Origin of the sequence: Chromohalobacter nigrandesensis (genome assembly GCF_023061285.1) — a bacterium.
Taxonomy (GTDB): Bacteria; Pseudomonadota; Gammaproteobacteria; order Pseudomonadales; family Halomonadaceae; genus Chromohalobacter; species Chromohalobacter nigrandesensis.
The window spans coordinates 106,988-126,926 of the sequence record NZ_JAKGAM010000007.1; the positions used below are offsets into that span (position 1 = coordinate 106,988).

Annotated in this window: 18 protein-coding genes; 6 read left to right on the plus strand and 12 right to left on the minus strand. The window is 63.0% G+C overall.

Translation table 11 applies throughout. From position 1 onward, the window contains the following. The first annotated feature begins 227 nt into the window (after nucleotides 1-227). The 3 genes from L1073_RS10545 to L1073_RS10555 all read left to right on the plus strand — a co-directional run bounded on the left by L1073_RS10545 (nucleotide 228) and on the right by L1073_RS10555 (nucleotide 3,788). Nucleotides 228-665, plus strand: coding sequence for a MerR family transcriptional regulator (locus L1073_RS10545; RefSeq protein WP_246899116.1), 438 nt, complete (start codon nucleotides 228-230; stop codon nucleotides 663-665). Nucleotides 666-688: 23 nt separating this feature from the next. Beyond that, nucleotides 689-3,235, plus strand: coding sequence for a heavy metal translocating P-type ATPase (locus tag L1073_RS10550; protein WP_246899118.1), 2,547 nt, complete (start codon nucleotides 689-691; stop codon nucleotides 3,233-3,235). Nucleotides 3,236-3,368: 133 nt separating this feature from the next. Beyond that, nucleotides 3,369-3,788 (plus strand): VOC family protein, encoded by a 420-nt coding sequence (locus tag L1073_RS10555; RefSeq protein WP_246899120.1) that lies wholly within the window; start codon nucleotides 3,369-3,371, stop codon nucleotides 3,786-3,788. 133 nt (nucleotides 3,789-3,921) lie between these two features. On the opposite strand, the gene L1073_RS10560 is transcribed toward L1073_RS10555, so the two are convergent. From L1073_RS10560 to ffh, 10 genes are all read right to left on the minus strand, one after another. Continuing rightward, nucleotides 3,922-5,718: a single-stranded-DNA-specific exonuclease RecJ gene (locus tag L1073_RS10560; RefSeq protein ID WP_246899122.1), complete on the minus strand. Its 1,797-nt coding sequence runs from the start codon at nucleotides 5,716-5,718 to the stop codon at nucleotides 3,922-3,924. A 69-nt stretch (nucleotides 5,719-5,787) separates the two neighbouring features. Next, on the minus strand, nucleotides 5,788-7,176 hold the full coding sequence (gene thrC, locus L1073_RS10565) for a threonine synthase (RefSeq protein WP_246899123.1): 1,389 nt from the start codon (nucleotides 7,174-7,176) through the stop codon (nucleotides 5,788-5,790). Between the two features lie 110 nt (nucleotides 7,177-7,286). Continuing rightward, a complete protein-coding gene (locus tag L1073_RS10570) occupies nucleotides 7,287-8,603 on the minus strand; it encodes a homoserine dehydrogenase (RefSeq protein ID WP_246899125.1) in 1,317 nt (438 codons plus the stop codon). An 84-nt stretch (nucleotides 8,604-8,687) separates the two neighbouring features. Next, the gene (locus L1073_RS10575) at nucleotides 8,688-9,422 is read right to left on the minus strand and encodes a DsbC family protein (protein ID WP_246899127.1); all 735 of its coding nucleotides are present in this window, start codon (nucleotides 9,420-9,422) and stop codon (nucleotides 8,688-8,690) included. Between the two features lie 2 nt (nucleotides 9,423-9,424). Continuing rightward, nucleotides 9,425-10,312, minus strand: coding sequence for a site-specific tyrosine recombinase XerD (gene xerD / locus L1073_RS10580; protein ID WP_246899128.1), 888 nt, complete (start codon nucleotides 10,310-10,312; stop codon nucleotides 9,425-9,427). Nucleotides 10,313-10,444: 132 nt separating this feature from the next. Continuing rightward, the gene (gene rplS, locus L1073_RS10585) at nucleotides 10,445-10,804 is read right to left on the minus strand and encodes a 50S ribosomal protein L19 (RefSeq protein WP_246899129.1); all 360 of its coding nucleotides are present in this window, start codon (nucleotides 10,802-10,804) and stop codon (nucleotides 10,445-10,447) included. 109 nt (nucleotides 10,805-10,913) lie between these two features. Next, nucleotides 10,914-11,717 (minus strand): tRNA (guanosine(37)-N1)-methyltransferase TrmD, encoded by an 804-nt coding sequence (trmD, locus tag L1073_RS10590; RefSeq protein ID WP_246899131.1) that lies wholly within the window; start codon nucleotides 11,715-11,717, stop codon nucleotides 10,914-10,916. Nucleotides 11,718-11,755: 38 nt separating this feature from the next. Continuing rightward, the gene (gene rimM / locus L1073_RS10595) at nucleotides 11,756-12,310 is read right to left on the minus strand and encodes a ribosome maturation factor RimM (protein WP_246899185.1); all 555 of its coding nucleotides are present in this window, start codon (nucleotides 12,308-12,310) and stop codon (nucleotides 11,756-11,758) included. A 14-nt stretch (nucleotides 12,311-12,324) separates the two neighbouring features. Next, nucleotides 12,325-12,576, minus strand: coding sequence for a 30S ribosomal protein S16 (gene rpsP, locus L1073_RS10600; RefSeq protein ID WP_075367760.1), 252 nt, complete (start codon nucleotides 12,574-12,576; stop codon nucleotides 12,325-12,327). 134 nt (nucleotides 12,577-12,710) lie between these two features. Next, a complete protein-coding gene (gene ffh / locus L1073_RS10605) occupies nucleotides 12,711-14,147 on the minus strand; it encodes a signal recognition particle protein (protein WP_246899133.1) in 1,437 nt (478 codons plus the stop codon). 215 nt (nucleotides 14,148-14,362) lie between these two features. Here ffh and L1073_RS10610 point away from each other — a divergent pair, with 215 nt between their 5' ends. Together L1073_RS10610 and L1073_RS10615 are read left to right on the plus strand one after the other, a co-directional pair. Next, the gene (locus tag L1073_RS10610) at nucleotides 14,363-15,163 is read left to right on the plus strand and encodes a cytochrome C assembly family protein (RefSeq protein ID WP_246899135.1); all 801 of its coding nucleotides are present in this window, start codon (nucleotides 14,363-14,365) and stop codon (nucleotides 15,161-15,163) included. Nucleotides 15,164-15,241: 78 nt separating this feature from the next. Next, nucleotides 15,242-16,525: an HlyC/CorC family transporter gene (locus L1073_RS10615; protein ID WP_246899136.1), complete on the plus strand. Its 1,284-nt coding sequence runs from the start codon at nucleotides 15,242-15,244 to the stop codon at nucleotides 16,523-16,525. On the opposite strand, the gene L1073_RS10620 is transcribed toward L1073_RS10615, so the two are convergent. Continuing rightward, nucleotides 16,522-18,414, minus strand: coding sequence for an MFS transporter (locus L1073_RS10620; protein ID WP_246899137.1), 1,893 nt, complete (start codon nucleotides 18,412-18,414; stop codon nucleotides 16,522-16,524). The genes L1073_RS10615 and L1073_RS10620 overlap by 4 nt on opposite strands. Then, nucleotides 18,411-19,025, minus strand: coding sequence for a TetR/AcrR family transcriptional regulator (locus L1073_RS10625; protein WP_246899139.1), 615 nt, complete (start codon nucleotides 19,023-19,025; stop codon nucleotides 18,411-18,413). The genes L1073_RS10620 and L1073_RS10625 overlap by 4 nt, the downstream gene beginning before the upstream one ends. A gap of 228 nt (nucleotides 19,026-19,253) precedes the next feature. Here L1073_RS10625 and L1073_RS10630 point away from each other — a divergent pair, with 228 nt between their 5' ends. Continuing rightward, a complete protein-coding gene (locus L1073_RS10630; RefSeq protein ID WP_246899141.1) occupies nucleotides 19,254-19,925 on the plus strand; it encodes an SOS response-associated peptidase in 672 nt (223 codons plus the stop codon). Nucleotides 19,926-19,939 lie beyond the last annotated feature (14 nt).

Genomic DNA, 19,939 nt, shown 5'->3' on the forward strand with positions numbered 1-19,939 from the left:
TGGCTGATGGCCGTTTGCAAGTCAAGAGCGAACGTTTGTTTTAATCTTTAAAACGCTCATCCTTTAGTCTTATCAGTCGTCTCTCACCTAGCCTCTCTCCGGGGAGTAGTCTCATTTATTCATGCATTTCAGTCTGTTGCCTGGAGATCACAGGAAGAGTCCAAGATCATCTTGACCTTTGTGTTACCCAAAGGTTTTAGACTTCCCATACTACTCAGGAGGGCGCCATGAAAGTCAGCGATCTGGCCCGAGCCACCGACGTCACCGGCGAAACGGTGCGCCATTACACGCGTGAGGGGCTACTGCATCCGCAGCGCGATCCCGACAACGGCTATCAGCTCTACGATGCCGACGACCTCAATCGCCTGCGCTTCATTCAGCGCGCACGCACGCTGGGATTCAGCCTTCGCGAGGTACGCGAGATCCTCGAGCACGCCGATCACGGCGACTCCCCGTGCCCCATGGTGCGCGACCTGCTGGCCGAACGCTTGCCGGAGATTCAGGCGCGCATCCGCGAGTTGCAGGCCCTGGCAACGCGCATGGAACACGCCTTGTCCTCCTGGCGGGACATGCCGGATGGCACGCCCGACGGCCATAGCCTGTGTCGGCTGATCGAGAGCTTGCCCATGGAGGGTGACGACGATTTCTCACGCCAGGCGCCATGAGCGCAGCCAACGGAGAACGCAAGATGAGCACGATGGCTCCCCATTCTTTCAGCGTGCCCGGCATGAACTGCCAGGGTTGCGTCAAACGCATGCGCGAGGCGATCCGAGCTGAAGACGCCCAGGCCGAGGTCACCGGCGAGCCCGCCGATAAGCGTCTCGACGTCGAGTCATCTCTGGACGCGGCGCGTCTGAGCGCATTGCTCGAGCAGGCCGGCTATCCGCCGACAACGACGAATATCGCCGACGACAGCGCGTCAACGACGCCTTCGACGGCCTCGAGTGGCGACCGGCAAGACGCCGAGACAAGACCCGACGGGGCGCCGATTCGTCTATCGTTGTCCGGCATGACCTGCGCCGGCTGCGTCAATACCGTTACCCAGGCCCTGAACGCCACGCCCGGCGTGCGCTCGGCCAGCGTCAACTTCGGCTCGCATACCGCCGAGGTCGTCGGTGACGCGCGTCCCCAGCAATTGGTCGAAGCCGTCGAAGCGGTCGGCTACGGCGCCGAGCCCATCGAGGATCTCGGCCAGGCGTCGCGCACCCGCGAGCACAACGAAGCGCGCGAGTACCGCCAGCGGCTTCGCGACACAGCACTGGGGCTCATTCCCGGGGTGCTGCTGATGGGCAGCATGCTGTTTCATCATCCACATCTGAGCGGTATGGAGCGCTGGGTCTGGCTGCTGATCGGTTTGCTCACGCTGGGCATCATGGCTACGGCGGGGCGTCGCTTCTTCATCAATGCCTGGAAAACCTTCCGTCATCACCAGGCCAACATGGATACCCTGATCGCCGTCGGCACCGGCACCGCTTGGCTCTATTCGATGACGGTGGTGCTGATCCCCGAGGCGATTCCAGTCGCCGCGCGCGGTCTCTATTTCGAAGCCTCGGTGATGATCATCGGCCTGATCAGCCTCGGCAATGCCATGGAGTTGCGCGCCCGAGGGCGCACCTCACGGGCGCTCAATCGCCTGCTCGACCTGCAGGCACCCACCGCTCGAGTGATTCGCGACGGCGACGAGCGCGACGTGCCGCTCGACGACGTCGCCGTCGATGACCGCATTCGCGTGCGTCCCGGCGAGCGCCTGGCCGTGGATGGCCGTGTCGAGGAAGGCGACAGTCATGTCGACGAAGCGATGTTGACCGGCGAGCCTCAGCCCGTCGCCAAGCATCCCGGCGACGAGGTCAGTGCGGGCACGGTCAACGGCCGTGGCACGCTGGTCTATATCGCCACCCGTATCGGCGCCGACAGCCGCCTGGGGCGCATCGTCGAGCAAGTGGCCAGCGCCCAGAACTCGCGCCCGCCCATCGGCGCCCTGGCCGACCGGATTTCTGCCATCTTCGTGCCCAGCGTGTTGATCATCGCCGTCCTCACGGCCTTGGTCTGGTTCAACTTCGGCCCCGCGCCGCAGTTGGTCCACATGCTGGTTACCGCCACTACCGTACTGATCATCGCCTGCCCATGTGCCCTGGGGCTGGCGACACCGATGTCGACCATGATCGGTGTCGGCAAGGCCGCCGAGCACGGCATCCTGGTACGCGACGGCGATGCGCTGCAGACCGCCAGCAAGCTGACGACCTTGGTGGTCGACAAGACCGGCACGCTGACCGAGGGGCGCCCGCGCGTGACCGCCGCCCAGTGGGCCACCGAGGATACCCAAACAGCATTGAGCTGGGTAGCGGCCCTCGAACGTGGCTCCGAGCACCCGCTCGCCGAGGCACTCGGCGACTACGCCGAGCAGCAGGGCGCCACGCAGACCGCGCTTCCCGAACTCCACGAGTTTCAGGCGCTCAGCGGGCGTGGCGTCACCGCCGTCACCGACACCAACCAGTCGTTGCGCCTGGGCAATGCCGCGTTGATGCGCGACGGCGATGTCGAACTGGGCCAGGCCCAGGCCTGGGGCGCCGAGCTCGAAGACAAGGCACAGACACCGCTGTACCTGGCCGCCGATGGACAGGTATTGGGCGTCTTCGGCATCAGCGACCCGCTACGTGAGGATAGCCGCGACGCCGTGGCGCGCTTGCAGGCGGACGGCATCGAGGTGGTCATGCTGACCGGCGATAATGCGCATACCGCCCAGGCCGTGGCGAAGGCGCTGGGTATCGCGCGCGTCGAAGCCGAACTTTTGCCGGAGGACAAGCGCGAGATCGTCGCGCAGTTGCAACGCGACGGGCATCTCGTCGGCATGACCGGCGACGGCATCAACGACGCCCCGGCCCTGGCACAGGCCGACGTGGGCTTCGCCATCGGTCAGGGCACCGACGTGGCGATCGAATCGGCCGGCATCACGCTGATGCGCAACTCGCTACACGGCGTGGCCGATGCCATCGAGATCAGCCGCGCCACGTTGCGCAACATCAAACAGAACCTGTGGGGCGCCTTCGGCTACAACGGCCTGGGGATTCCCATCGCCGCCGGGGTGTTCTATCCGCTGACGGGAATACTGCTCTCGCCCATCGTCGCCGCCGTGGCCATGTCGCTGTCCTCGGTCACCGTGGTCAGCAACGCCAACCGCTTGAGGCTATTCAAATCCACGGCACACAGTGCCAAAACGTCTGAGGAGGCCGCATGACGTTCCTCATCAACCTGATCGGGCTGGCATTGATCGCCGGCATCGTCTGGTGGTTCTGGCTATCGCCACGTTGAGATCATTGCCGTGTGATGGCTATGCTGGGGGCATTGCGTCGCGGTAAACGGGGAGTGATATGCCACGCATTCAAGGCGTTCTCGAAACCGCCCTCTACGTCACCGACATGGCCCGTGCCCGGGCCTTCTTCGAGAACGTGATGGAGCTGACGGCCTTCACTGCCGATCATCGCTTCACCGCGTACGAGGCCGGGCCGAGCAGCGTGTTGCTGCTGTTTCAACAAGGCAGTACCCAGGAAACCGTGACCCTGCCGCACGGCATGGGCACCATACCGCCCCACGACGGCACCGGGCGTGTGCATCTGGCGCTGGCCATTACCCCAGAGGCACTAGCCGAGTGGGAGGACCAACTCGCCGCACACGACGTTCCCATCGAAGGTCGCACCCACTGGCCGAAGGGCGGTGAAAGCCTCTACTTCCGCGACCCCGACGGCCATTTGCTGGAACTGGCCACGCCCGGCGTCTGGCCGAATTACTGAGAGGGAAGACGTCAGTACGACGCTACGCGTCTTGAAGAAGGAAGAACGCCGCTACGCGGCTGGAAGAAACCCCAGGGAAACAGAATCGCTCCCGCCTCTTCCCTCTTCCCTCTTCCCTCTTCCCTCTTCCCTCTTAAACAGGCTCGGCATGCTCGACCATCAACTGCAAGGATTCACGCCCCCGCCAGCGATTGCGCGATAGCTTATAGGCACAGCGCAGTCGGTCACCGAGCCCGAACGGCGGCAGTTCGCCGGGTGTCAGGGCGCGAAACCAGATCGCCTTGAGGCTCACCGTGCCGCACGAGAGCTCGAGCATCAGATGGTTGCCCTCGGCGCCCACCGGGCGTAGCTGCTCGATGCGAAACTCGCCGTCGAACAGCGGCGCGTCGAACTCGCGACCGTAGGGCGCCAGGCGCGCCAGCTCGTCCACCGCCGCCAGCGATAGCTGCTCGGGCGTCAAGGCGCCGTCGGTCAGCACATAGGGGAAAAGTGCGCGGCCACCGAGTTGTTCCTCGACCGCCACGAGAAAGGCATCGCGAAATTGCGCCAGACGCTCGCGCGGTACGCCGATACCCGCCGCGCCCCGATGCCCACCGAAACGCGGCAATGCCTCGGGGGCCAGTTCATGCGCACGCTGCAGTGCATCGCGCAGATGCAACCCCTCGATGGAGCGTCCCGACCCGGTCAACATCCCCGGCGCGGCGGCCGGTGTAAGCACCAGCGTGGGACGCCCGAAGGCCTGCACCAGGCGCGAGGCGACGATGCCCTGCACGCCGGCATGGCCGTCCTCGAGGAAGACCACGATGGCCGACGCCCCCTCGGCCAGCGCGTCGAGCGCCAATGCCCGGGCGCTCTCGACCATGTCCGCCTCGATCGCCTTGCGCGACTGGTTATCGGTATCCAGCACTTCGAGATGACGCCGCGCCGAGGCGTCGTCGGCGGCGAGCATGAAATGCAGCGCCGCGTAGGGATCGTCGAGGCGCGAGCGCGCGTTGATGCGCGGCCCCATCTGAAAGGCCAGGGTCTCAGCATCGAAGGGTACGCTGTCGTCCCCCAGTCGCTCGGCCATGACCCGCCAGCAGGCAGCGCCCATGCGGTTGATCAGCGTCAGCCCATGGCTGACCACGGCGCGGTTGGCGGGGCTCGCGCCCAACGAGACGCAATCCGCCACGGTGCCCAGTGCCACGTAGGACAGCCACGGCGATAGCTTCGGAATCGAGGGCGAAGCCACGCCCTGCTCGATGAGCACTGAGCGCGTCAGTGACATGGTCAGCCACGCCACCATACAACCGGCGATGGTGGGATCCGGGTAATCGCAATCGCTGCGCGTGGGATTGACGGTGGCATACGCCGACGCCGGCGGTCCCGCCGTCGGCAAGGCGTGATGGTCGGTGACCACGACATCGAGCCCCGCCTCACGCAGGCGCGCGATACGCGGCTCGTCGGAGCTGCCGCAGTCGGCGGTGATCACCAGACTGGGTCGTGGCGACAACGCCAGGGTGCGCTCCACCAGCGGCAGACTGATGCCGTAGCCATCGAAGATACGATGCCCGATCAAGCTATGCAGCTTGTGCATCGGTACGCCGAACAACTCATTCAGGGTCCGCAGAATGACGACGTGCGAGGTGATACCGTCGACGTCGTAATCGGTCAAGATGCCGATATGCTCGCCCTCGGCCACCGCCAGGGCGATCCGCTCGGCGGCACGGCGCGCGTCCTGCAGACGCTCGGGATGCGCCAGATAGCGCAGGCTGGGGTCGATCAGCGACGCGATATCGTCCGTGTAGTCGTGCAGACGCCCGGCGAGTATCCGCGCCTGCAGTTCGCTGAGCCCGGCCGACTGCGCGCGGCGATAGACATCCTCATCGCGCGGGCGAGACAGGATACGGCGATTCAGCAGGCGTTGCGGATCATGCTCGGCTACTGACAAGGATGACTCCTCGGGAGACGGCGGGATGGCAAACCGGGGCGTCGCGGATCACCACGACGCCCTGAAACATCAGCGGCGCTGTTCGGCGACGAAGGCTTGCACCGCCTCGAGCTCGGCCGGCAGCACGCTGTAGCGCTCTTCGCGCTCGAGCAAGTCGGCCATGTGCTCAGGCAGCGGCACGCCCTCGAAGCCTGCCTGGAGCACCGCGTCGGCGAACTTGGCCGGATGCGCGGTCGCCAGGGTGATCATCGGCGTCGCGGCATCCGTACGCACACGCTCGGCGGCGCGATAGCCCGTCGCGGTATGCGGATCGAGCAACTCCTTGGTACGCCCATGCGCTTCGCGAATCACCTCGAGGATGGTGGCGTCATCAACGCTATGGCTGGCGAATTTCTCGCGCAGTTTGGCCAACGGCGCTTCGGCGAGTACTGCGGGTTCTTGCTGGAAGCGCTCGAGCAAATCGCGCACGGCATCGCCATCGCGGTCGTAAGCCTCGAACAGCAAGCGTTCGAAATTCGACGACACCACGATATCCATCGACGGTGCCAGGGTCGCCTTGAGCGCCTGCTTGGAGAAATCATTGTCGGCCAGGGTGCGATGCAGGATGTCGTTAGCATTGGTCGCGACGACGAACTGCTTGACCGGCAAGCCCATGCGATAGGCCACGTAGCCGGCGAAGACGTTACCGAAATTGGCCGACGGCACGCAGAAGCTCACCTCGCGATGCGGCGCGCCCAGGGCCACCGCAGAGGCCACATAGTAGACCACCTGCGCCATGATGCGCGCCCAGTTGATGGAGTTGACCGCCACCAACCGCGTACCGTTGAGGAAGCCCTGGTCGGCGAAGCTGGCCTTGACCATCGCCTGAGCAGCGTCGAAATCGCCTTCGATGGCGATATTGAAGACGTTATCGGCGAGCACCGTGGTCATCTGCCGGCGCTGCACCTCGGAGACCCGGTTATGCGGATGCAGGATGAAGATGTCAAGGTTGTCGCAATGCCGACAGCCCTCGATCGCCGCCGACCCGGTATCGCCGGATGTCGCCCCCATGATCACCGCACGCTCGCCGCGCTTGGCCAGGAAGTGATCGAGGATGCGCCCCAGCAACTGCAGGGCGATATCCTTGAACGCCAGCGTCGGGCCGTGAAACAGCTCGAGCAGGAAGTGATTGGCGTCGAGTTGATTCAGCGGCACCACGGCATCGTGGCTGAAGGTCGCGTAGGCGTCCTTGACCAGGGCGCGGAAGGTATCGTCGTCGATCTCGCCGTTGACGAAGGGTTTCATCACCCGAAAGGCGACCTCGGCATAGGAAAGCCCCGCCATCGCCTCGAGCTCTTCCGTCGAGAGCGTGGGAATCGTCTCCGGCACGTAAAGACCGCCATCGGAGGCCATCCCGGTCAGCACCACTTCTTCGAAACTCAGCGCCGGCGCCTGGCCGCGCGTACTGATATAACGCATGCTTCACTCCGTGAGTGGCGAGCTTCGAGCCGCGGGCTCCGAGCTGTTGTTGCTCGAAGCTCGCGGCTCGTCACTCGAAGCCACTGTTATAGCGCCCCGAAACCGGCGCTTTATTCCTGCTCGTCGAGCGATTCGACGCGAATCCGCGTCACCGGACCGGCGATATCGGCCAGCGATTCGAGCTGACGGATCGCTTGGTTCATGTGCTGCTCGCGGGTGCGGTGCGTCATCAGGATGATGGGGACCAGCTCACCTTCGATGGCTTCCTTCTGGATGATCGCCTCGATGGAGATCCCTTGCTCTGAGAGGATCGTCGCCACCCGTGCCAGCACGCCCGGGCGGTCCACCGCCAGCAGACGCAGGTAATAGGCGGTGACGATGTCCTCCATGGGCAGTATCGGCAGCGAGCCATCGGCCTCGTCGATGCCGCTGAAGGCCAGATACGGCACCCGGTAATGGTGCTCGGTGGTGATATCACGCGCCACGTCGAGCAGGTCGGCGACCACCGCCGAAGCCGTAGGCTCGGCCCCCGCGCCGGCGCCATAGTAAAGCGTCGGCCCCACGGCATCGCCCATCACCGCGATGGCGTTCTTGACGCCATGCACGCTTGCCAGCAGGCGTTCCTTGGGGATCAAGGTCGGATGCACCCGCAGTTCGAGTCCCTGGTCGGTGCGCTTGGAAAGCCCCAGATGCTTGATGATGTAACCCAGTTGATCGGCCTGCTCGACATCCTCGGCGGTGACCCGCGAGATGCCTTCCGTATAAGCCTTATCGAACTGCAGCGGCACACCAAAGGCAATCGACGCCAGGATGGTCAGCTTATGCGCGGCGTCGATGCCTTCGACATCGAAGGTCGGATCGGCTTCGGCATAGCCCAGCGCCTGCGCCTCGGCGAGTACATCGTCGAAGGCGCGGCCTTCGTCACGCATGTGGGTCAGGATGTAGTTGCCGGTGCCGTTGATGATGCCGGCAAGCCATTGAATGCGGTTGGCACCCAGGCCTTCACGCAACGACTTGATCACCGGGATGCCACCGGCCACGGCCGCCTCGAAGGCCACGATCACGCCCTTCTCGTGGGCGGCCTGGAATATCTCGTTGCCGTGCACGGCGATCAACGCCTTGTTGGCGGTGACCACGTGCTTGCCGTTCTCGATGGCGGTCATCACCAGCTCGCGAGCTACGTCGTAGCCGCCGATCAACTCGACCAGTACATCGACATCGGGATTGCGTGCCACCTCGAAGACATCGCGGGTGACCTTGACCCCGGCGGTTTCGCATTGCGGGTTATCGCGACGCGTACCGACTTGCTCGACGATAATCGGTCGACTGGCGCGACGAGCGATATCGTCCGCATTACGCGTCAACACATTGAAGGTACCGCCACCCACGGTCCCTAGCCCACAGATACCTACTCTCACCGGTTTCAACGTCACGCTCCCCTTGCTCAGTGTATGTGTCCAGCGGACCTCCTCTGCCTAGCGTCGGAGGTCATCCTATTTATCGTCGCTCGGTCATTGCTGGATGCCGAGCATCGACGCCAGCCGCTCGGCCGGCACGTACCCCGGTACCATACGGCCATTCGGCAACACGATGGCGGGCGTCCCCTGAATCCCCAGCTCACGTCCAAGTTCGTACTGCTCGGCCACTGGTGCCTCGCACTGCGCCGTGGCGTCCGGGGTTTCTCCGCCCATCGCGCCGGTGAGCGCCTCGGTGGCGTTGTCGGCGCACCAGGCCTGGCTCAGCACGCGTGCCGCCTCGGAGTCGACACCGGCACGTGGAAAGGCCAGATAGTCTACCTCGATTCCCATCCGATTGAGACGGGGAACTTCCTTATGCAGTTTTTGGCAATAAGGGCACGAGGTATCGGTAAAGACGGTAATGCGTGCCTTGACCTCGCCGGCAGGCTTGTAGATGACGCGCTCATCCTCGGGGACGTCATCGAGACGCGCCTGGCGGCGCTCGTTGGCGGCACGTTCGGTCAGGTTGACCATCTGCCCGTCGCGGTTTCGATACAGGTCACCGACCACCATGTATTCCCCGTCGGCATCTGTATACAGGGTTTCGCCGCTCTCGAGGCGCACTTCATAGAGCCCCGATAACGGCGACTCCTCGATCGACGCTACCGGCATCGGCTGCCCGTTGTGGGTCAGCTTGTCAGCCAGCCCCTCGGGGGGTGCAGCAAGGCTTAGCGGCGCGGCCAGAAGGGCCAGGGCGCCCCCCATTACGGACAATACGGCTCTAGACATGATCAACCTCTAGGATGATGTTGGGCGTGCAGCGCTTCCAGGCGCGCTTGGGCCACCTGGGTATAGATTTGCGTGGTCGACAGATCACTGTGTCCCAGCAACAACTGTACGACACGCAAATTGGCGCCATGATTCAACAGATGCGTGGCGAATGCATGGCGCAGCGTGTGTGGCGAAAGGGGCTTGTCGATACCAGCCACCACGGCATGCCGCTTGATACGATGCCAGAACGTCTGGCGGGTCATGAACCCATCATGGCGTCCGGGAAACAAGGGCGGTCGCGTCGGATCGTTCATCAAGCCCCCACGCCCTTGCCGCAGGTAGCGCTCAAGCCATGCGGTCGCCTCCTCGCCCAGCGGGACCAAGCGCTCCTTATCGCCCTTGCCGAGCACGCGCAGCACGCCTTGACGCAAGTTGACCGCATCCACCGTCAAGCCGACCAGTTCGGAGACGCGCAGACCACATCCATACAACACCTCGAGCATGGTGCGGTCGCGCAGCCCCAGCGAGGTATCCAGGTCCGGGGCCTCGAGCAGACGCTCAACCTCGGCTTCATCCAGGGTATTGGGCAACCGGGCGACGGCCTTGGGCGCACGCTCCTCGGCCAGAGGATCATGGGCGATATGCCCCTCGGCCAGCGCCCAGCGATAGAAGCGCCGCAGGCAAGACAGCAGGCGTGCCACCGAGCGAGGATGATAGTGCTCGCGACGCGCCGTCAGAAACGTCTCCAGCGCGTTTCCCCCGGGGGCCAACAGACGCTCGCCACGCAACGTGAGGTGCGCGAGCCAGGCATCCAGATCGCGCCGATAGGCGTCCAGCGTATGCCGACTCAACCCACGCTCCAGCCAGAGCCCATCGAGAAAAGCATCACGCCACTCGAGATCATCCACCGATTCTGCCCTCCTCGCGCCGTCTTCGCCTACCCCATATGCAAAAACCCCGCGAGCCAAGGGCCCGCAGGGTTTTCGTCGAGCGCCCGCCAAAGGAAGCGCTCATGACGTCTCGACGACGCCGCAAGCCGCTTAACGAGTCAGCTTTTCCTTGATACGAGCGGACTTGCCACTACGCTCGCGGAGGTAGTACAGCTTGGCCTGGCGCACGTCACCGCGACGCTTGACCTCGATGGAGTCGACCAGCGGGCTGTACGTCTGGAAAGTACGCTCGACGCCGACACCGTGGGAAACCTTGCGCACGGTGAAGGCGGAGTTGAGCCCGCGGTTACGCTTGCCGATCACCACACCTTCGAAAGCCTGCAGACGCTCACGGTTACCTTCCACGACCTTGACCTGAACGGTCACGGTGTCACCCGGCGAGAATTCCGGAATATTCTTGCTCATCTGCTCGGTTTCGAGCGCCTGGATCACTTTGTTCTTGCTACTCATGACTAAACTCCTTGATATTTGGATGACCGTCTCTTCATTGTGTCGAGAGTCGGTCGTGATCCCGGCGTCGCGAAACGCGGGAATCGACGTAATGGGTGACGCGCGGCGCTCATTCGTCGAGCGTCCGTCGCTCCTCCGTCCTGCCGACGTGCTGACTCGCGGCATCTTCTGCGATGAACTCGTCGAGCAATCGTTGCTGCTCGCGATCCAGAGCGCGACCTTCGAGAAGGTCGGGTCGCCTGAGCCAGGTGCGCCCGAGGGACTGCTTCAGCCGCCAACGGCGAATCGCCGCGTGGTTGCCACTCAGCAGGATGTCCGGCACACCACGCCCATCGATCGTCTCGGGACGCGTGTAATGCGGGCAATCCAGAAGCCCCTCGCTAAAGGAATCCTCGAGTGCCGAATCGCCATGACCGAGCACACCCGGCACCAGCCGGGAGACGGCATCGACCATCACCATGGCCGGCAATTCACCCCCGCTGAGCACATAATCGCCGATCGACCATTCTGCGTCGATGTCGGCCTCGACCACTCGCTCGTCGATACCTTCGTAACGACCAGCGACAACGATCAGTGCCTCCAGGTCGGCCAGCTCCCGCACACCGCGTTGATCGAGCCGCCGTCCCTGAGGCGACAGATAAACCACGCGAGTGCGCTCCGGCGCACAACCACGGCGTTCGGCGTCACGGCGAGCCTCGGCGATGGCGGGTCGTAGCGTGTCGACCTTCATCAGCATGCCGGGACCACCGCCATAAGGCCGATCATCCACCGTGCGGTGCTTATCCGTGGCGTAATCCCGGGGATTCCAGAAATCCACCACTAGCAATCCCTGGTCGACGGCACGCCCCGTTACGCCGTAACGAGTGATCGCCTCGAACATCTCCGGGAACAAGGAGACAACACCAATCCACACGGCTTCATCACTCGACCAATGACACCGGCGATACGGCGTCAGAATTCAGGATCCCAATCCACTGTCATACGCCCGGCATCGAGATCCACTTCGCGGATCACGCCGTCGGGCAGAAACGGTAATAACCGCTCCCGGTCATCGAGACTCGCCTCGCAGGGCTTGATCACCAACACATCGTTGGCACCCGTCTCGAAGAGATAATTCACTTGCCCCAGACATTCACCGGACAGTGTCTCGACTCGCAAGCCTTCGAGCTGATACCAGTAATAGTCGCCCGGCGCGAGCGCCGGCAACGCCTGCTTGGGCAGGAGAATATCCGCGCCGGCCCAACGTTCGGCCAGTTCGCGGCTCGAGATGCCTTCAAGGCTGGCGACCAGCCCTTTTCCATGGGGGCGCCCCTGATTCAGCTTGCACTCGAGGTACTCGCCGCGCAGTGACAACACCCATTCAGCATGCTCGAAGATGCCCTCGATGGGGCTGGTGTACGAATACACCTTCAACCACCCTTTCACGCCGTAGGGACTGGTCAGGCGACCAAGCACCACATGCTCGTCGTCTTGCGCCGCATCGGCGCGACCGGTCTCGTGCGACATAGAGGGCAGTGCACTCACGCTTGCTGCTTGCGTGCTTCTTTCAGAAGCTCAGCGACGCGATCGGAGAGCTGAGCACCCAGCCCCTGCCAATGCTCGGCACGCTCGAGATCGACGCGCAGACGCTCTTCCTGACCGCGGGCGACCGGGTTGAAGAAGCCGATACGCTCGATGAAACGGCCATCGCGAGACTTGCGCGAGTCGCTGACGGTGAGGTGGTAAAAGGGACGCTTCTTGGCGCCACCACGGGCCAAACGGATGGTAACCATGCGTTATAATCCTACGGTTGAAGTTTTACGTTACGCCACGAACTGTCGCGGCGGGCAAGACCCACCTGCGAAGACGCAGCATTCTACGGAAAAAGGCCCGTATTGGAAACCTTTTTCCTTGACAACGAAAGGCGCTATCGACGGCGCGGAAGGCCGCCACCGGGGCCACCGCCCATGCCTGGGCCACCCATACCACCAGGGCCGCCCATGCCACCTGGACCACCCATGCCACCTGAGCCACCGCCCATATCGCGCATCATTTTCTGCATGCCGCCTTTCTTGCCGGCCTTTTTCATCATCTTCTGCATCTGCTTATGCTGCTTGAGCAGACGATTGAGATCGGGCACTTGCAAGCCAGCGCCGGCTGCGATGCGACGCTTGCGCGAACCGCTGATGATTTCTGGCTTGCGGCGCTCCTTCGGAGTCATAGAGTTGATCAACGATTCGAGCTTGCCCAGTTCCTTCTCGGCACCCGGTCCCTGCGCGGCTTCGGCCATCTGCCCCATGCCGGGTAGCTTGCCCATCAAGCCGCCCATGCCGCCCATCTTCTTGAGCTGCTGGAGCTGTTCGCGAAAATCCTCGAGATCGAAACCGTTGCCTTTCTTGACCTTCTTGGCCAGCTTCTCGGCCTTGCCTTGGTCGACACTGCGCTCGGCTTCTTCGATGAGCGACAACATGTCGCCCATGCCTAGAATCCGCGATGCGACACGATCCGGGTGAAACGGCTCGAGAGCATCGACCTTCTCGCCCATGCCCATGAACTTGATCGGCTTGCCGGTGACATGACGCACCGAGAGCGCCGCACCGCCGCGGGCGTCACCGTCGGCCTTGGTGAGAATCACCCCGGTCAGCGGCAACGCTTCATGGAAGACCTGTGCGGTATTGGCGGCATCCTGACCGGTCATGGCGTCGACCACGAACAGCGTCTCATCCGGCGAGATCGCCCCATGCAAGGTCTGGATTTCTTCCATCATCGCCTGATCGACGGAGAGTCGACCGGCGGTATCCACGATCACCACGTCGTGAAACTGGATCTTGGCATGCTTGATCGCCGCCTGGGCGATGTCCGCCGGCTGCTGGGCGCTGGTCGAGAGAAAGAAGTCGACCTCCACCTCTTTGGCCAGCGTCTCGAGCTGGTCAATGGCGGCCGGGCGATAGACGTCAGCAGAGACCACCAGCACTTTTTTCTTTTCACGCTCACGCAGGAAGCGCGCCAACTTGGCGACCGAGGTCGTTTTACCCGCGCCCTGCAGGCCGGCCATCAAGACGACCGAAGGCGTGCTCTTGAGCGACAACGCCTCGTTGGCCTCGCCCATGATCGCTTCCAGCTCCTGCTGGACGATCTTGACGAATTGCTGGCCCGGGGACAGGCTGCGCGAGACCTCTTGGCCCACGGCGCGCTCGCGCACCCGCTCGACGAACGCCTTGACCACCGGCAGGGCCACATCGGCCTCCAGCAGCGCACGACGCACCTCGCGCAGCGTGTCCTTGATGTTGTCCTCGGTCAGCTTGGCCTGACCGGTGATCGACTTCAGTGTGCCCGACAGGCGATCGGTCAAACTTTCAAACATGGCGCTCTCCGGCAGGAATTGCCTAGGCATGAAACAAAGATTATACGCGTTCGTAGCGACTCTCTCCATGCACCCGTCACGATGCACGAGCGGCGGGGGGATTCGCTACGGCGCGGGGATTCGCTATAGTAACGCTCTCGAGTCCGCGTGACATGCTCACGTGATATTGACGCTTCATTTTCTTCGACGCCGACCGGCGCAGGGATTGGCCACCGATGCAGGCGCTGCCTTTTGCGATTCTCGCCATTGTCTGTTATCTCGCCGCAGGCGCCTGGCAGGCGCTGGCGCTTGCCAGGCGTGTCGCGCCCAGAATGCCCTGGGTACGTGCGTTGGGCTTGCTCGCGGTCAGCGCCCACGCCGTGGTCGTGGCGCATAGTGTGTTTCTGGGTCGAGGCCTGCATCTGGGGCTGTTCGAAAGCGCTTCCCTCTTCAGTTGGTTGATCGCCGCCCTGTTGATCGCGGTCAGTCTGGTCAAGCCATTGTTGAATGCCGGTGTCGTCCTCTTCCCACTCGCCGCGCTGACGCTGATTGCACTGATGCTTTACCCCAGTCACATGGTCGAATCCAACGTTTCGCCCGGCATCGTCTTTCATATCGTGACCTCCAGCGTGGCCTCCGCACTGCTCAGCATCGCGGCGGTACAAGCCGTGCTGGTGACATTCCAGAACCATGCCCTCAAACGCCGTCATACACGTGGAATCATCCAGGTGCTGCCCGCGCTGACGAGCATGGAGCGCTTGCTGTTCGAGCTCATCGGCGCCGGCTTGCTCTTGCTGACGGCGGCCATCGTCAGCGGCTTCATTTTCATCGACAATCTCTTCGCCCAGCACCTCGTCCACAAGACGGTATTCTCTCTCGCCGCCTGGCTGGTCTTCACGGGGCTGCTCATCGGTCGTCACTGGCTGGGTTGGCGCGGCGCGCGCGCGATGCGCTGGACACTGGGCGGCTGCCTGTTACTGGTGCTCGGCTACTTCGGCACCAAGGTCGCGCTACAGCTTATTTTCCACGATATCTAGGCAAACGCACGGCAACTTGACACTTCCGGGGGGAAACCCTACAAACGATGTTGGCTTTTAAGCGAGGACCTCTCCACCTTGAGCGATGACATACCCTTAGGGCTGCTGCTGACGCTGCTGTTCGTGCTCATCTGCCTATCCGCCTTCTTTTCCAGCTCGGAAACCGGAATGATGTCGATCAACCGCTATCGTCTGTCGCACCAGGCCAATAGCGGAGAGCGCACCGCCAAGCGCGTAATGCGCCTGCTGAGCCGCCCCGACCGGCTGATCGGTGTCATCCTCATCGGCAATAACTTCGTCAACAACCTCGCTGCCTCCATTGCTACGATCATCGCCATCCATTTCTTCGGCGATGTCTCCGGACCGGCCATCTCCACCGCCGTGCTGACCATCGTGATTCTGATCTTCGCCGAGGTCACGCCCAAGACGTTCGCCGCCGTCAAACCAGAACGCATCGCCTATCCTGCGTCCGTGGCACTGGAACCGCTACTCAAACTCTTCTATCCATTGGTGTGGCTCGTCAATGCGATTTCCAATGGCCTTTTGCGGCTCATGGGCGTCAAGGATATCGACGGCAGTGCCGACAACCTGACGCGTGACGAACTGCGTACGGTCGTTCACGAGGCCGGCACCATGATCCCCCGGCGCCACCAGTCCATGCTGCTGTCGATCCTCGATCTAGAAAACGTGACCGTCAACGACATCATGGTGCCACGCCAGGAAATCGCCGGCATCGACCTCGACGACGACCTCGAAACCATCCTCGCCCAGATCCGCTCCAGCCAGCACACGCGCGTACCGGTCTACAAAGGCGACATCAACAACATCATCGGCATCCTGCACCTGCGCAACGCCGCGCGCTTCCTCTCCAAGCCCGAGGTGACCAAAGCCGCCATCGTCCAGGAGGCCCGCGAGCCCTATTTCATTCCCGAATCGACGCCGCTTCACACCCAGTTGCTCAATTTCCAGCAGCAGAAGCGTCGTATCGGCATCGTGGTCGACGAATATGGCGACGTAGAAGGGTTGGCGACACTGGAAGACATCCTCGAGGAGATCGTCGGCGAGTTCACTACCGACGAAGCGGCCACGCATCGCGAGATTCATCCTCAGGACGACGGCAGCTATATCATCGAGGGCACGACCAACATCCGCGATATCAACAAAGTACTCGCCTGGCAGTTGCCTACCGATGGCCCCAAGACACTCAACGGATTGATCCTCGAACACCTGGAAGCCTTTCCCGACGCGCCCGCCTGCCTGCAACTGGGGGCGATCCGCATGGAAATCCTGCAGATCAAGGACAACCTGATCACCTCGGCGCGTTGCTGGCAGTCGGCACGCCGCACCTGGGCGCTGAGTTAATCCGCCGTCACGCCGATCTCGGCCTCGGCCTTGCGCTTGAGCTCGACCACGCGCCGCTCCATGTCGGCGCGCTTGGCCTCGCCCGCTGGAATAGGGTCGCCGAAATGCAGCGCAACCCGGGCCCGGAAACGCCGTGGCCACTTGGTCAATGCCTTGCCGCCGCGATTCGAAGTCCATGATCCCCATAGCCCGGCCAGTCCGGCAGGCACCACCGGCACAGGGTCTCGCGCCAGGATGATATCCACGCCACGGCGAAAACGCTGCATCTCGCCGTCCGTCGTCAAGCGCCCCTCGGGGAACAGCATCACCACCTCCCCCTGACGCAAGGCATGACTCACTTCATCCAGGGCACGCCGCACACCGCCTGGGTCGCAGCGCTCGGAATCCACCGGGATGGCGCCGGCAATGCGAAAAAACCAGTTGAGCCACCGGGATTCGTAAATGGGACGATCCATCAAGAAACGCAGCGGACGCGGACACCCACCGCCCAGGATCAAGGCATCCATGAAGCTGACATGGTTGCACACCACCAACGCCGCGCCGCGTGCAGGGACGGCTTGGCGCCCGCGAAAACGCAGCCGATACAGCACCCGGATCAGCACGAAAATCGACAGGCGCAGTGCCGGACGCGGCACCAGACACAGGATGATCGCCGCCAGCGTCAGGGACACCGCCGACAGGGCCAGCATGAAGGTATTCAGCGAGGCGCCGATCGCACTCAGCACGACGACACCGAAGCCCGCCGCCAGCACCATGAACAGTGCATTGAGGATATTGTTGGCGGCGATCATGCGGGCGCGATTGTCATCGTCGCTTTCGATCTGAATCAGCGTATACAACGGCACGATGTACAAGCCGCCGCCCAGACCGATCACCGCGAAGTCGAGAAACTGCCGCCAGAAACCCGGCGACAGGCTCAATGTCGCCAACCCCGACTGACTGCCCGCCAGCGGCTGACTCAACCCCAGATCGAGACCGGCCAGGCCGAAGAGCAAGGCACCGGCCGGGATCAAGCCGACCTCCAGGCGACCCGCCGACAAACGTGCACACAGCAGCGCACCCGCACCGACACCCAGCGCAAACGCCCCCAGCAAGGTACTGACCACGGCTTCATCGCCATGCACGACATCGCGTGTCCAGGCCGGCATCTGGGTCAGATAGCAGGCCCCTAGAAACCAGAACAGACTGATGCCCAGCAAGGCGCGAAACACTTGCGGCTGACGCCAGGCGTCGCGCAGCACTTCACGTCCGCCACGCCAGGGTCGCCACGGCGTAGCACCCACCTGGGTGGGCGGTGCACTCGGCACCCACAGGCTAGCGAGAAGCCCCAGGAGCGCCAGCACCACTAAGGTGGCGGCGATACTTCCCCGCGCCCAGTCACCCTCGAGCGACGCCAGCACCCCTGCCAGCAGCGTGCCCAGCAGGATCGACAGGAAAGTACCCAGGCTGACCCAGGCGTTGCCCTTGACGAGCTCGGTTGGCGACAAGTGTTGCGGCAGGATAGCGTACTTCACCGGCCCGAAGAGCGCCGACTGGGTACCCATCATGAACAACAATGCCAGCAGTACAGCATAGGCCTCGTACCAGACGGCGGCCGCCGCCATGCTCATGGTCACGAGTTCCAGCACCTTGAGGCGTCTGACCAGACGACGCTTGTCGAGACGGTCGGCCAGTAAGCCGCCCCATGCCGAAAACAACAGGAAAGGCAGGATGAAAAGCCCCGCCGCGAGATTGTTGAGCAATCCCGTGTCCCAGCCATAGCGCGGCACAGCGACGAAGGTCAGTAGCAACAGCAGGACATTCTTGAAGACGTTGTCGTTGAACGCCCCCAGGGCCTGTGTCCAGAAGAAGGGAGCGAATCGACGCTGGGTAAGCAATCGGGGGATCACGACTCTCTCGGACCGTACTTGAGTCCCATCAGCGTGGTGGTCAGCAATTGATCGAGCAACTCGGTGACTTCCAGCGACTGGCCCTGCCAGACGCCCAAACGTTCGTTGAGCCCCAGTTGAACCAAACCATGCACACTCCCCCATAGGGTACGCGCCATGCGCCGTGCCTCGAGTTCCCCCATCAGCGGCTGGTACTCGGCAAGCGCCGCCTCGACACGCACGAACAGGCCCTCGATCATGTCATTCTGACGTTGGTCCAGCTCGCCCTCTTGGGCTAGCGGGTATTCGAACAGCATCTGCCAGCGATAGGGCTCATGCTGCGCGAATATCCAATAAGCCGTCGCCAATGCCTTCAGACGCGACTCGGGATCGGCGCCCTCAAGTTCCTCCACGGCCACCCGCAGGCGCCTCAGCGTCTCGACGTTGACGTATTGCAGCAGGTTGCCAAAACTACCGTAGAGTTTCAGCAGCGTGCTAGGCGCACATCCCACCTCGCGCGCCAACGAGCGCAGCGACAGCGTATGCACAGGATTATCGCGTAGCCAGGCGTCACACGCCGCCATGACCTGGCTATGCAGCACCTCGGGTGCATGCTGTCTGGGACGAGCCATCGGATTCCTCGTGATGAGCATGCACGGCACTTGACTCTTGCCTGTATTGCCAATTTTGCTCTTAGCAAGCGCAAGAGTCCGAACCGCGCGTGGTCGAACAGCGTTTCCCCCAGCATATCGGGAACGCACGCAAACGCAAGTGGCAAGCCTTGCGATAAATCAAAAGCAGCGCTGGTAAGCGCCCGCCAGCGTGGCTTACCCTGTCGGGTCGAACCGCGAGGAGAGTGCATGGCCGGCCGTCTTTACATCAAGCCCTGGACAACGCCGCCGCTCGACGCGCTTCGCCAGGACAGCCAGCCGATCGTCGGCCCCAACCTGGCACCGCGTCGTCCTATTTCGATTATTCGTCAGGACGCGGGCGAAGCGCATTGGGCCACGGCATTCTGGGGGCTGACCCCGCCCTGGCTCAAGGTGCTGGACCATGCGCCGCATTGCGCCCGCGCCGAATCGCTCGAGCAGCGCCCGATGTTTCGCGAGGCCTTTCACGCGCGGCGCTGCCTGATTCCGGTCGCCGGCGTCTATGTCTGGAAGCCGCAGCCACGCATGAAGCAGCCGTTTCTGGTCACCCGCGTCGACCGAGCGCCGCTGCTGCTGGCCGGGGTCTGGTGCCGTTATCACACCACGCTGACAGAGTTTAACGACTCTACGGCCTTGATCACGGTGCCCAGCAATCCACTGCTGACACCGCTCAGCGATCGCTTTCCAGCCATCATCGAGGTGGGGGATGCCCATGAGTGGCTGGCGCCAGCGACTCCGGACGAACGTGCCCGCGAGATGCTGACCCCCGCTCCGCTGGAACTGTTGGGCGCTTTTCCTGTATCAAGACGTGTCAACGATCCAAAGCATCAAGACTGGGCCTGCGGACATCCCACCGGCCCGATGACCTACTGGCATCAGTGAACAAGGAGTCTTCA

Excerpts from the sequence above, each read along its gene's own strand:
- L1073_RS10545 (WP_246899116.1), top strand. The coding sequence starts at position 228 with ATGAAAGTCAGCGATCTGGCCCGAGCCACCGACGTCACCGGCGAAACG.
- L1073_RS10550 (WP_246899118.1), top strand. The coding sequence starts at position 689 with ATGAGCACGATGGCTCCCCATTCTTTCAGCGTGCCCGGCATGAACTGC.
- L1073_RS10555 (WP_246899120.1), top strand. The coding sequence starts at position 3,369 with ATGCCACGCATTCAAGGCGTTCTCGAAACCGCCCTCTACGTCACCGAC.
- thrC (WP_246899123.1), bottom strand. The coding sequence starts at position 7,176 with ATGCGTTATATCAGTACGCGCGGCCAGGCGCCGGCGCTGAGTTTCGAA.
- L1073_RS10575 (WP_246899127.1), bottom strand. The coding sequence starts at position 9,422 with ATGTCTAGAGCCGTATTGTCCGTAATGGGGGGCGCCCTGGCCCTTCTG.
- rplS (WP_246899129.1), bottom strand. The coding sequence starts at position 10,804 with ATGAGTAGCAAGAACAAAGTGATCCAGGCGCTCGAAACCGAGCAGATG.
- rimM (WP_246899185.1), bottom strand. The coding sequence starts at position 12,310 with ATGTCGCACGAGACCGGTCGCGCCGATGCGGCGCAAGACGACGAGCAT.
- rpsP (WP_075367760.1), bottom strand. The coding sequence starts at position 12,576 with ATGGTTACCATCCGTTTGGCCCGTGGTGGCGCCAAGAAGCGTCCCTTT.
- ffh (WP_246899133.1), bottom strand. The coding sequence starts at position 14,147 with ATGTTTGAAAGTTTGACCGATCGCCTGTCGGGCACACTGAAGTCGATC.
- L1073_RS10610 (WP_246899135.1), top strand. The coding sequence starts at position 14,363 with ATGCAGGCGCTGCCTTTTGCGATTCTCGCCATTGTCTGTTATCTCGCC.
- L1073_RS10625 (WP_246899139.1), bottom strand. The coding sequence starts at position 19,025 with ATGGCTCGTCCCAGACAGCATGCACCCGAGGTGCTGCATAGCCAGGTC.
- L1073_RS10630 (WP_246899141.1), top strand. The coding sequence starts at position 19,254 with ATGGCCGGCCGTCTTTACATCAAGCCCTGGACAACGCCGCCGCTCGAC.